9 protein-coding genes are annotated in these 12,208 nt (G+C 60.2%); 7 read left to right on the forward strand and 2 right to left on the reverse strand.

Annotation, left to right across the window (positions count from 1 at the left end; all coding sequences use genetic code 11):
- Window positions 1-84: 84 nt before the first annotated feature.
- The 7 genes from KW841_RS00975 to KW841_RS01005 all read left to right on the forward strand — a co-directional run bounded on the left by KW841_RS00975 (window position 85) and on the right by KW841_RS01005 (window position 9,368).
- Entirely contained in the window at window positions 85-1,086 is a 1,002-nt protein-coding gene (locus tag KW841_RS00975; RefSeq protein ID WP_007971739.1) for a phosphate ABC transporter substrate-binding protein PstS, read from the forward strand.
- A 237-nt stretch (window positions 1,087-1,323) separates the two neighbouring features.
- Entirely contained in the window at window positions 1,324-3,606 is a 2,283-nt protein-coding gene (locus tag KW841_RS00980) for an ABC transporter permease subunit (protein WP_102700121.1), read from the forward strand.
- 15 nt (window positions 3,607-3,621) lie between these two features.
- A complete protein-coding gene (gene pstA / locus KW841_RS00985) occupies window positions 3,622-5,292 on the forward strand; it encodes a phosphate ABC transporter permease PstA (protein WP_218473069.1) in 1,671 nt (556 codons plus the stop codon).
- 193 nt (window positions 5,293-5,485) lie between these two features.
- The gene (gene pstB / locus KW841_RS00990; protein ID WP_007971742.1) at window positions 5,486-6,319 is read left to right on the forward strand and encodes a phosphate ABC transporter ATP-binding protein PstB; all 834 of its coding nucleotides are present in this window, start codon (window positions 5,486-5,488) and stop codon (window positions 6,317-6,319) included.
- 109 nt (window positions 6,320-6,428) lie between these two features.
- Window positions 6,429-7,190 carry a phosphate signaling complex protein PhoU gene (gene phoU / locus KW841_RS00995; RefSeq protein WP_095964354.1) on the forward strand — a complete coding sequence of 254 codons (762 nt, stop codon included), beginning with the start codon at window positions 6,429-6,431 and terminating at the stop codon, window positions 7,188-7,190.
- Between the two features lie 168 nt (window positions 7,191-7,358).
- A complete protein-coding gene (locus KW841_RS01000) occupies window positions 7,359-8,261 on the forward strand; it encodes a response regulator (protein ID WP_102700119.1) in 903 nt (300 codons plus the stop codon).
- A 210-nt stretch (window positions 8,262-8,471) separates the two neighbouring features.
- Window positions 8,472-9,368, forward strand: coding sequence for a peptidoglycan DD-metalloendopeptidase family protein (locus KW841_RS01005; protein ID WP_218473070.1), 897 nt, complete (start codon window positions 8,472-8,474; stop codon window positions 9,366-9,368).
- Between the two features lie 80 nt (window positions 9,369-9,448).
- Here KW841_RS01005 and KW841_RS01010 read toward each other — a convergent pair whose 3' ends face one another.
- Entirely contained in the window at window positions 9,449-10,789 is a 1,341-nt protein-coding gene (locus KW841_RS01010) for a hemolysin family protein (RefSeq protein WP_007975205.1), read from the reverse strand.
- A 123-nt stretch (window positions 10,790-10,912) separates the two neighbouring features.
- A complete protein-coding gene (phoR, locus tag KW841_RS01015; RefSeq protein ID WP_238540821.1) occupies window positions 10,913-12,199 on the reverse strand; it encodes a phosphate regulon sensor histidine kinase PhoR in 1,287 nt (428 codons plus the stop codon).
- Between the last annotated feature and the right edge of the window lie 9 nt (window positions 12,200-12,208).

Below are 12,208 nucleotides of genomic sequence, written 5' to 3' on the forward strand. Positions count from 1 at the left end.
TGTCATATTTCAGCCATAGAGTGTTCACACGGCCTGCTGATACTTGGCCCCGACTTAACACACCCTATCTGCTAGGAGTAAGGCATGAAACTGAAGCGTTTGATGGCGGCAATGACTTTTGTCGCTGCTGGCGTTGCGACTGCCAACGCGGTTGCCGCTGTTGACCCTGCTATCCCGAGCTACACCAAGACCACTGGTGTGTCGGGCAACCTGTCCAGCGTCGGCTCCGATACCCTGGCCAACCTCATGACCCTGTGGGCTGAGAACTACAAGAAAGAATACCCGAACGTAAACATCCAGATTCAGGCCGCTGGCTCCGCCACTGCGCCACCTGCGCTGACTGAAGGTACCTCCAACCTGGGCCCGATGAGCCGCAAGATGAAGGACACCGAACTGGCTGCCTTCGAACAGAAGTACGGCTACAAGCCAACCGCAATCCCGGTTGCCGTGGACGCCCTGGCGGTATTCGTACACAAGGACAACCCGATTCAGCACCTGACCATGGAGCAAGTCGACGCGATCTTCTCGTCCACTCGTCTGTGCGGCGCTAAAACCGACGTGAAAACCTGGGGCGACCTGGGCGTGACCGGCGACCTGGCCAACAAGCCGGTTCAACTGTTCGGTCGTAACTCGGTATCCGGCACTTACGGCTACTTCAAGGAAGAAGCCCTGTGCAAAGGCGACTACAAGCCTAACGTGAACGAGCAGCCAGGTTCGGCTTCGGTCGTGCAGTCGATCAGCTCCTCGCTGAACGGTATCGGTTACTCGGGCATCGGTTACAAGACCGCTAGCGTGAAGACTGTGGCCCTGGCCAAGAAAGGCAGCCAGGACTTCATCGAAGACACCGAAGAAAACGCCCTGAACGGCAAGTACCCGCTGTCCCGCTTCCTGTACGTATACGTCAACAAAGCCCCGAACAAGCCTCTGGCCCCGCTGGAAGCCGAGTTCGTGAAACTGGTTCTGTCGAAACAGGGTCAGGAAGTTGTAGTGAAAGACGGCTACATCCCACTGCCGGCCAAGGTTGCTGCAAAAGCACTGGCTGACCTGGGTCTGCAGGAAGGCGGCGCTGAAGTCGCAAAAAAGTAAAACCCTGAATCCGGGGTAATCCCGGATTCCTGTGCAGGAGCTGTCGAGCGGAGCGAGGCTGCGATCTTTTGATCTGGCTTTCTCAACTGCAAGATCAAAAGATCGCAGCCTCGGTTCCCTCGACAGCTCCTACACAACCCCCAAATTCCCGATCCACTGCTGGTTACCGCCAGCGGCGGATTTGTTGCGTCACTGCACTGTCATCTTTCTGTCATACAGGATCGCTAGGGTGTGCGAATGAATGATCTGGCCAATTCCACAATGACTACTAATCCCCCCAAGCGAATTGACTTCAATACGCCTGAGCTACAACGCAAGCGTCGCATCCGCGCGCTCAAGGATCGCTTCACTCGCTGGTACGTCCTCATCGGCGGCCTGGCGGTGCTGGCAGCCATCACACTGATCTTCTTCTTCCTCGCCTACGTGGTTGCGCCGTTGTTCCAGGGTGCCAGCCTGACTGCGAAAGATGCGATCGTTCCAGCCTGGATGCAGGATTCCGGCAAGCCGCTGATGATCTCCCTGGAAGAGCAGAATCAGGTGGCGATGCGGGTTTCCGACAAGGGCCAGGCATTGTTCTTCGACATCGACAGTGGCGCCGAACTCAAGCGCGTCGATTTGCCTGTTCCGGCCGGCACCACCGTGACCTCCATCGGTGAAGACCAGCCAGGCCACCCGCTGGTGGCTGTTGGTCTGTCCAACGGTCAGGCCCTGGTGTTCCGCCACACCTATAAGGTCAGCTACCCGGAAGGCAAGAAAACCATCACCCCGGCCGTCGAGTACCCGTATGGCGAAGCGCCAATCGCGGTGAACGAGGCGGGTGGTGCGCTGGAGCACGTCAGCCTCAACGCCAACGATTCGACCCTGATGCTGGTTGGCTCCACCGGTTCGCAACTCAATGTTCTGTCGCTGACCAGCGAAGAGAACATGATGACCGGCGAAGTCACCAACGAGCAGAAGCGCATCGACCTGCCGCAGATGACCGAGCCGGTGAAGAACATCTTCGTCGACCCGCGCCAGCAGTGGCTGTACGTGATCAACGGGCGTGCCCAGGCCGACGTGTTCAGCCTGCGCGACAAGAGCCTCAACGGTCGCTACAAACTGCTTGAAGACGGTGAAGCGCAAGTCACCGCCAGCACCCAGCTGGTGGGCGGCATCTCGCTGATCATCGGCGACTCCAAGGGTGGTCTGGCCCAGTGGTTCATGGCCCGCGACCCGGATGGCGAGCAACGCCTGAAGCAGATCCGCACCTTCCAGATGGGCACCACGCCTATCGTTGAAATCACTGCCGAAGAACGCCGCAAGGGCTTCATTGCCCTTGACGCTTCCGGCAAGCTCGGCGTGTTCCACAGCACTGCCCACCGCACTTTGCTGGTTGAGTCGGTTGCCGAAGGCCAGGGCATTTTCGGTCTGTCGCCGCGTGCCAACCGCGTGATCGTGGAAGCGGGCGGCAAGTTGCACCCGCTGCTGCTCGACAACCCGCACCCGGAAGTCTCGTGGAGCGCGCTGTGGAGCAAGGTCTGGTACGAGAACTACGACGAGCCTAAATACGTCTGGCAATCGACCGCCGCCAACACCGACTTCGAACCCAAGCTGAGCCTGTCGCCGCTGACTTTCGGTACCCTGAAAGCCGCGTTCTACGCCATGCTGCTGGCCGCTCCACTGGCCGTTGCCGCTGCGATCTACACCGCGTACTTCATGGCACCGGGCATGCGCCGCAAGGTCAAGCCGGTGATCGAATTGATGGAAGCGATGCCGACGGTGATCCTCGGCTTCTTCGCCGGTCTGTTCCTCGCACCTTATGTTGAAGGACACTTGCCGGGCATCTTCAGCCTGCTGATGCTGTTGCCGATCGGCATCCTGGTCGCCGGTTTCACCTTCAGCCGCCTGCCTGAGTCGATCCGCCTGAAAGTCCCGGATGGCTGGGAAAGTGCGCTGCTGATTCCGGTGATCCTGTTTGTGGGCTGGCTGTCGCTGTACATGAGCCCGTTCATGGAGAACTGGTTCTTCGGCGGCGATATGCGCATGTGGATCTCCCACGACCTGGGCATCACCTACGACCAGCGCAACGCCCTGGTGGTCGGCCTGGCCATGGGCTTCGCGGTCATCCCGAACATCTACTCCATCGCCGAAGACGCCGTGTTCAGCGTGCCTCGCGGCCTGACCCTGGGCTCCCTGGCCCTCGGTGCCACGCCGTGGCAGACCATGACCCGCGTGGTGATCCTCACCGCGAGCCCGGGCATCTTCTCGGCGCTGATGATCGGCATGGGCCGTGCGGTCGGGGAAACCATGATCGTGCTGATGGCCACCGGCAACACCCCGGTCATGGAAATGAACCTGTTCGAAGGTCTGCGCACCCTGGCGGCCAACGTTGCGGTGGAAATGCCCGAGTCGGAAGTCGGCGGCAGCCACTACCGCGTGCTGTTCCTCTCGGCGCTGGTGCTGCTGTTGTTCACCTTCGTCATGAACACCCTCGCAGAACTGATTCGTCAGCGTCTGCGCAAGAAATACTCGTCGCTTTAAGAAAGGTAGAAGTCTGTGAAACAGAACTCCCTGAAAGGATGGTTCAAGAGCGGCGCCCCCGGCGTCTGGATCAGCGGTGGCGCGGTGTCCATCGCGGTCATCATGACCATTGGCCTGCTGGCAGTGATTGCCGTGCGCGGCCTGGGTCACTTCTGGCCGGCTGACCTGGTACATGCCAGTTACGACGTACCGGGCCAGGCCAATCACCTGGTGATCGGCGAAATCGTACAGAAGGAAGAAGTGCCACGTGCCCGTCTGAAGAGCGCCGGCCTGCCGGTGCCTGACGACGGCCCGGAGTTCATGACCCGCGAGCTGATCAAGGTCGGCAACCGTGACCTGAACGGCAACGACTTCACCTGGGTCGTCGGCGAGTGGCTGACCAACCAGACGACGCCGCCTGAGCTGATGGCGATCGAGCGGCGTGAGTGGGGCAACTTCTACGGTTACCTGGTCAACGTCAAACAGGATGGCAAGGTCATCGCTGAAGGCGAAGCCGCATGGCCTGAGTTGCAAGCCCGTGTCGATCGCGTGAACAAGCTGGCCGCACAGCTCAAGAGCCTGGAAAAAACCGACATCGGCGCGATCAACGCCGGTCTCGAGCGCGTTCGCCTGCACGGTCGCAAGCTGGAGCTGGACGGCAAGCTCGACGCCACCGCACAAGCGGACATGGAATCGGAGCGCGCCGAACTCAATGCCCGCTATCAGGATGTTGAAGCGCGCCTGAACGATCTGCATGCGCAGTTCAACCGCGACAGCCTGACCGCCCGCGACGCGAACGGTAAGGAAATCGAAATCGGCATCGGCAAAGTGGTTCACGCCTACCAGCCGAACGCCATGAGCACGACCACCAAGATCGGTTTCTACTTCAGCAAGGTCTGGGAGTTCCTGAGCGACGACCCGCGTGAAGCGAACACCGAGGGCGGTATCTTCCCGGCCATTTTCGGCACCGTGATGATGACCCTGATCATGGCGATGATCGTGACCCCGTTCGGCGTGCTGGCGGCGGTGTACCTGCGTGAATACGCCAAGCAGAACGCGCTGACCCGGGTGATCCGCATCGCGGTGAACAACCTGGCAGGTGTTCCGGCCATCGTTTACGGGGTGTTCGGCCTGGGCTTCTTCGTCTATGTGCTGGGCGGCTCGCTCGACCGTCTGTTCTTCCCGGAAGCCTTGCCGGCGCCGACCTTCGGCACGCCGGGTCTGCTCTGGGCTTCGCTGACCCTGGCGCTGCTGGCAGTGCCGGTGGTGATCGTGGCCACCGAAGAAGGCCTGGCACGGATTCCTCGCACCGTGCGTGAAGGCTCGTTGGCCCTCGGCGCGACCAAGGCTGAAACCTTGTGGAAGATCGTTTTGCCGATGGCCAGCCCGGCGATGATGACCGGCATGATCCTCGCCGTGGCTCGTGCCGCGGGTGAAGTGGCGCCGTTGATGCTGGTGGGTGTGGTGAAACTGGCGCCGTCGTTGCCGGTGGACGGTAACTACCCGTACCTGCACCTGGACCAGAAGATCATGCACCTGGGCTTCCACATCTATGACGTCGGCTTCCAGAGCCCGAACGTCGAAGCTGCACGACCGCTGGTGTACGCCACGGCGCTGCTGCTGGTGCTGGTGATCGCCACGTTGAACCTGTCGGCGGTGTACATCCGTAACCACCTGCGCGAGAAGTACAAGGCGCTGGATAGTTAATACGAATCCTGTGGGAGCTGGCTTGCCAGCGATGGCATCACTGCGGTGTTACTGATAAACCGCATCGTCTGCATCGTCTGCATCGCCGGCAAGCCAGCTCCCACAGGGGCCTCAGCCAGACATGAATTTTGAGTAACCCGCTGGCTGGACCAGCGGTTAAACGAACCGAATTTGTTAGCACAGGGAGCCTCCCATGCAGCACGAAGCACATACCCACGGCATCAACATGTCGGCACTGGGTCGCGACAAACAGAGCCTGAACCTCGAGCAGGAAACCGTAGCCATCGAAGTACCGGGCCTGAGCCTGTTCTACGGTGAGAAACAAGCGCTGTACGACGTCAGCATGAACATCCCGAAGCAGCGCGTGACCGCCTTCATCGGCCCGTCCGGCTGTGGCAAGTCGACGCTGCTGCGCACCTTCAACCGCATGAACGACCTGGTGGATGGCTGCCGCGTCGAAGGCGAGATCAACCTGTATGGCAACAACATCTACCGCAAGGGCGAAGACGTGGCCGAGCTGCGTCGTCGCGTCGGCATGGTGTTCCAGAAGCCCAACCCGTTCCCGAAAACCATCTACGAAAACGTGGTTTACGGCCTGCGCATCCAGGGCATCAACAAGAAGCGCGTGCTCGACGAAGCCGTTGAGTGGGCGTTGAAAGGTGCGGCACTGTGGGATGAGGTCAAGGACCGTCTGCACGAGTCGGCACTGGGCCTGTCCGGTGGTCAGCAGCAGCGTCTGGTGATCGCCCGCACCATCGCCGTTGAGCCGGAAGTGTTGCTGCTCGACGAACCCTGCTCGGCACTCGACCCGATCTCCACGCTGAAAGTCGAAGAGCTGATCTACGAACTGAAATCCAAGTTCACCATCGTCATCGTGACCCACAACATGCAGCAGGCGGCGCGGGTTTCCGACTACACCGCGTTCATGTACATGGGCAAACTGGTGGAATTTGGCGACACCGACACCCTGTTCACCAATCCGGCGAAGAAGCAGACCGAAGACTACATCACGGGACGGTATGGCTAGGAACAGCTGCAAGCCGCAAGCTTCAAGCGGCAAGTAAGAGCGGTCCGAGTACGACACAACACAGCTTGCAGCTTGTAGCTTGCAGCTCACAGCTATCGCGGAGCAAAAGATGATTTCGAAGGAAGGCTTAACCCACCACATCTCTGCCCAGTTCAACGCCGAACTGGAGGAAGTGCGCAGCCACCTCCTGGCCATGGGCGGGCTGGTCGAGAAGCAGGTCAACGACGCGGTCACCGCGCTGATCGAGGCCGACTCCGGCCTGGCCCAGCAGGTGCGCGAGATCGACGACCAGATCAACCAGATGGAACGCAACATCGACGAAGAATGCCTGCGCATTCTGGCCCGTCGTCAGCCGGCAGCGTCCGACCTGCGACTGATCATCAGCATTTCCAAATCGGTGATCGATCTGGAGCGCATCGGTGACGAAGCGACCAAGATCGCCCGTCGCGCCATTCAGCTGTGCGAAGAAGGCGAGGCGCCGCGCGGTTACGTCGAAGTGCGCCACATCGGTGACCAGGTGCGCAACATGGTCCGTGATGCACTGGACGCCTTTGCCCGTTTCGATGCCGAACTGGCCTTGTCGGTGGCGCAGTACGACAAGATCATCGACCGCGAATACAAGACCGCCCTGCGTGAGCTGGCGACCTACATGATGGAAGATCCGCGTTCTATCTCGCGGGTTCTGAGCATTATCTGGGTACTGCGTTCGCTGGAGCGCATCGGCGACCACGCGCGCAATATCTCGGAACTGGTGATTTACCTGGTACGTGGCACCGACGTGCGACACCTGGGTCTCAAGCGCATGAAGGAAGAAGTCGAAGGAACAACCGGCGAAACCGCTAATGTTCCGGGCAAAACTGACGATAAGTAAGGTTGCCCAAGTAAAGCGCCCGGCCTGTTGGCCGGGCGTTTTTGTTTGTGGCCTACGCATTGGAAAAGCAGCACCCGTGAACGAAAAGTCCGGCGTGACTGAAGGTTTTTTGGCAATGTGCCATCAGCAAGGCGGTATGCTGGCCGGGATTTTTTAAAGGGGTGGTGGATGAGTAAGGTCAGTGTGTTGGTCGTGGACGACGCGTCGTTCATTCGTGACTTGGTGAAAAAGTGCCTGCGCAATTATTTTCCGGGCATGCGGATCGAAGACGCGATCAACGGCAGAAAGGCCCAGGCCATGCTGGCCAAGGAAGCATTCGATCTGGTCCTGTGCGACTGGGAAATGCCGGAAATGTCCGGCCTGGAACTGCTGACCTGGTGTCGTGAGCAAGACAGCCTCAAAGCCATGCCCTTCGTGATGGTGACCAGCCGTGGCGACAAGGAAAACGTCGTCCAGGCGATCCAGGCCGGAGTATCCGGTTATGTCAGCAAGCCGTTCACCAACGAACAGCTGATCACCAAGGTCAAGCAGGCGCTGCACAAGGTCGGCAAACTCGATGCCTTGATCAGCGTAGCCGCGACCAAAACCAGCCCTGCATTCGCCAACGACTCCCTCTCAGCCCTGACCGCTGGCAAGGCGTCTGTCACCACGCCAACAGCCGCGCCCGCACCGTCCAAAGGCTTGCTCAACAGCCCGCCGGTCAAGGCGCCTGCGGCCTCTTCGGCACCTGCCAGCGGCCGTGGCCAGGGTCAGCTGCGTTTGCCGAACGGCATCCAGCAGTGCGTGATCAAGGCCCTGAGCCTCAAGGAGGCCCTGTTGGTGGTCAAGCGCACCGAGACCCTGCCGCAGATCCTCGACAGCGCCGTGCTGGACCTGGAGCAGGGGGACAATGCCGAAATCGCCCGCCTCAACGGCTATCTGCATGCCGTCGTGGCCCACGAACCGAAGCCTGACAGCGACTGGCTGCAACTGACCTTCCGCTTTGTCGATCAGGATGCGCAGAAGCTCGATTACATCTCGCGCCTGATTGCGCGGGGGACAGCGCAGAAGCACTTCATTCCTGGCGCTTGATGTAGGGTCGCCTGACAGTCCGCTTTCGCGAGCAAGCCCGCTCCCACATTTGGAATGCATTTCAAATGTGGGAGCGGGCTTGCTCGCGAAGGGGCCTTTGGCTTTGTCAAAAATCTTCTGAAAGGCCCATTTTGAAACATCTGCCGACTAGCCGGGTCCATAGCAGCTGCTAGGCTCCATCTCAGTTCCCACTCGACAGAATTCTTGCCCATGCTCATGCGCCTGCTGTTTTTCTGTGGCCTGTTCATGGTCGCCACCTCGGCTGTGGCCATGACCATCTACAAGTCCAAAGACGCCAATGGCGTGGTTTCCTACAGCGACCGCCCGAGCAAAGGCGCCCATGTGCTCGTTTTCCGCGATGGCATGGTCGAGCACCTTGAGCGTCAGGTGCGCCTCATCATCACCAAGAAGAACGGCGTGCACAGCGTGTATGTACGCAATGACCTGTATGCGCCGGTAGAGGTCGAATTGAGTTTTGCCGGGGTGAAGAACGCCAGCGGTGTGCCGGGCAGGACGATTCGGCGCGTGATACCGATGCGCAGCAGCGTTCGCCTGGCGCAGCTCACGGCGGCCAAAGGTGGAAGGCCGCTGGCGTACGTCCCGAAGTTCAAGTATTCCCTGGGCGACCCCTCAGGACCCACGGTGGGCTATCGGTACCCGTTGCCCTGGCGTGGTGGCCCGTTCCGGATCAGTCAGGGTGCCAATGGGCCCTACAGCCACTTTGGCCCCAAGAGCCGTTACGCCATGGACATTGCGATGCCCGAGGGCACGCCGATCATTGCCGCGCGAAGCGGGGTGGTGGTGAAGACCGAGAACAGACAAAGCGGGCGCGGCACCGATGCCTCCGGCAATTTCGTGCGGGTGCTGCACGATGACGGGACCATGGGTGTCTATCTGCACCTGAAGAAAGGTTCGGTCTGCGTTCGGGAAGGTCAGCGGGTAACGGTAGGCAGTCCTTTGGCGCTGTCCGGCAACACCGGCAACAGCACCGGGCCGCATTTGCACTTCGTGGTGCAGCGCAATACCGGGCTGGGGCTGGTGTCGATTCCGTATCAGTTCAACCAGCCGGTGGGTGCCTTGCCCAACTTTGCGTTGGGCAAGCAATAAAAGATCGCAGCCTTCGGCAGCTCCTACAGGTGTTCGCATAGCCCTGTAGGAGCTGCCGAAGGCTGCGATCTTTTAGGTGTTTAATCGAGCATCAACACCTTGGCCAGGACAATCTTCGGCCCCTTCATCTTCTTGATGATGATCCGCAGGCCTTCGACTTCCAGCACTTCTTCCTCTTCCGGAACGCGCTTGAGGCTCTCATAGACCAGCCCGGCAAGGGTTTCGGCTTCGACGTGGTCGAGGTCGATGCCCAGCAGTCGTTCAACCTTGAATAGCGGCGTATCGCCCCGTACCAGCAGCTTGCCCGGCTGGTACGCGAGGATCCCGCGCTCGGCCTTGCGGTGTTCGTCCTGGATGTCGCCCACCAGCACTTCCAGCACGTCTTCCATGGTCAGGTAGCCGATGATGTTGCCGTCGGCCTCTTCGACTACGGCGAAGTGCGAACCGCCCTTGCGGAACTGCTCCAGCAACTGCGACAGCGGCATGTGCCGTGACACGCGCTCCAGCGGACGGGTCAGTTCGGCGAGGTTGAACGACTCGGGAATGTGGTCCAGCGCCGCCAGTTCCAGCAGCAGATCCTTGATGTGCAGCAGGCCGACGAACTCCTGGCGTTCGCTGTCATACACCGGATAGCGACTGAACTTGTGGCGACGGAACATCGCCAGGATCTGCTTGAGCGGTGCGTTGAACTCCAGGGTCACCAGGTCTTCGCGGGAGTTGGCCCAGTCGACCACTTCCAGTTCGCCCATTTCCACCGCCGAGGCCAGCACGCGCATGCCTTGGTCGCTCGGGTCCTGGCCACGGCTGGAGTGCAGGATCAGTTTCAGCTCTTCACGGCTGTAGTGATGCTCGTGATGCGGACCGGGCTCACCTTGCCCTGCAATGCGCAGGATGGTGTTGGCGCTGGCGTTGAGCAGGTAGATGGCCGGGTACATGGCCCAATAGAACAGGTACAGCGGCACGGCGGTCCACAGCGACAGCAATTCGGGTTTGCGGATCGCCCAGGATTTTGGGGCGAGCTCACCGACCACGATGTGCAGGTACGAAATGATGAAGAACGCGGTGAAGAACGAGATGCCTTTGACCACTTCGGCCGACTCAACGCCGACAGCGCTCAACACCGGCTCAAGAATGTGGGCAAACGCGGGCTCACCGACCCAACCCAGGCCCAGGGAGGCGAGGGTGATACCCAATTGGCAGGCCGAGAGGTACGCATCGAGCTGACTGTGCACGGTGCGCAGGATGTGCCCGCGCCAGCCGTTTTTATCAGCGATGGCCTCGACCCGGGTCGAGCGCAGCTTGACCATGGCAAATTCCGCCGCAACGAAAAAGCCGTTGAGCAAAACCAGGATCAGAGCAAAAAGAATCATGCCGAAGTCGGCGAAAATTGTAGCGAGGGTCAAGCCAGGGGAAGGGTCCATGATGGAGTTTTGCGGGTTCCGTGTATTCGAAAGGGAAGTAAGAATCGCGCCTGAAAGGCAGACGCAAGTCAGCCAATGTAGCGGCTGACTGGGCGGTTGCCTAGTGGCGCGTGCTGGCCGGTATCAGTCGGCGGTGCTGATAACCCGTGATTGGGTGACCTGAGCCGGGGCAAAGTGGCAGGTAAAGGTACTGCCGTGGCCCGGTACGCTGCTGATTTCCATCCGTGCCCGATGACGTAACAAAACGTGTTTGACGATCGCCAGCCCCAGACCGGTGCCACCGGTATTGGAGTTGCGGCTGGAGTCGACGCGATAGAAGCGTTCAGTCAGACGCGGCAGGTGTTTGTTATCGATGCCAATCCCGGAATCCTGCACGCTCAGGTGCGCGCCCTGATCGTCGCCCCACCAGCGAATGCGGATATTGCCTTCGGCCGGGGTGTATTTCACCGCGTTGAACACCAGGTTGGAAAACGCGCTGCGCAACTCCGCCTCGCTACCCTTGAGCAGAATCGTAGGGTCGGCTTCCAGGGTGATTTTCTGGTTTTTCTGGCCGGACAACTGCTGCGCGTCGCTCTTGATCGATTGCAGCAAGCCATCGATCGGCACCGGCTGGTTGTCCGATGGATAATCGGTGGCTTCCAGCTTGGCCAGCAACAACAGGTCGTTGAGCAGAGTCTGCATGCGACCGCCTTGTTGCTGCATTTGCTGCAAGGCACGGCCCCAGCGAGGGTTCACCTCGTCGACGTTATCGAGCAGGGTTTCCAGGTAGCCGCAGATCACCGTCAACGGCGTGCGCAGTTCATGGGATACGTTGGCGATGAAGTCTTTGCGCATTTGCTCGAGCTGATGAATGCGCGTCACATCGCGCACCAGCATCAAGTGTTCGTTGTTGCCGTAACGGGTGATGTACAGCTGAATGCGCACGCGGTCGTTGGTCGGCGAAGGAATTTCCAGCGGCTCGGCGTAGCTGTCTTGCTCGAAGTATTCCTTGAAGCGCGGGTGGCGCACCAGGTTGGTCACCGGTTGGCCGCTGTCCTGCGGGGTCTTGAGACCCAGCAGGGTTTCGGCGGCGCGGTTCCACCATTCCAGGTTGCCGTCGGTGTCGAGCATGATCACCGCGTCTTTCAGTGCGGCGGTGGATTCCTGAACCCGGTCGATCACTGCTTGCAGGCGCCCGCGCACCCGTTGGTCGCGGCGTTGCAGGTGGTAGATGCTGTCGAACACCTCGCCCCACAGGCCGTAGCCGTCGGGTGGCGCTTCATCGGGTTTGTGCAGGCGCAGCCACTCGTGCAGACGCAGCAATTGCTTGAGGGTCCAGGCCAGGTAAAGACCCAGGCCTGCGGCGAGGCTCCAGCCGTAATAGCCGGTGATCAGGCCGATCACCAGGCAGGCGGTGACCAGTAGCAGCATGTGGCGAAT

It is taken from the genome of Pseudomonas sp. PDM28, assembly GCF_019219115.1.
GTDB lineage: Bacteria > Pseudomonadota > Gammaproteobacteria > Pseudomonadales > Pseudomonadaceae > Aquipseudomonas > Aquipseudomonas laurylsulfatiphila.

Excerpts from the sequence above, each read along its gene's own strand:
- KW841_RS00980 (WP_102700121.1), top strand. The coding sequence starts at position 1,324 with ATGAATGATCTGGCCAATTCCACAATGACTACTAATCCCCCCAAGCGA.
- pstB (WP_007971742.1), top strand. The coding sequence starts at position 5,486 with ATGCAGCACGAAGCACATACCCACGGCATCAACATGTCGGCACTGGGT.
- KW841_RS01005 (WP_218473070.1), top strand. The coding sequence starts at position 8,472 with ATGCTCATGCGCCTGCTGTTTTTCTGTGGCCTGTTCATGGTCGCCACC.
- KW841_RS00975 (WP_007971739.1), top strand. The coding sequence starts at position 85 with ATGAAACTGAAGCGTTTGATGGCGGCAATGACTTTTGTCGCTGCTGGC.
- phoU (WP_095964354.1), top strand. The coding sequence starts at position 6,429 with ATGATTTCGAAGGAAGGCTTAACCCACCACATCTCTGCCCAGTTCAAC.
- KW841_RS01000 (WP_102700119.1), top strand. The coding sequence starts at position 7,359 with ATGAGTAAGGTCAGTGTGTTGGTCGTGGACGACGCGTCGTTCATTCGT.
- phoR (WP_238540821.1), bottom strand. The coding sequence starts at position 12,199 with ATGCTGCTACTGGTCACCGCCTGCCTGGTGATCGGCCTGATCACCGGC.
- KW841_RS01010 (WP_007975205.1), bottom strand. The coding sequence starts at position 10,789 with ATGGACCCTTCCCCTGGCTTGACCCTCGCTACAATTTTCGCCGACTTC.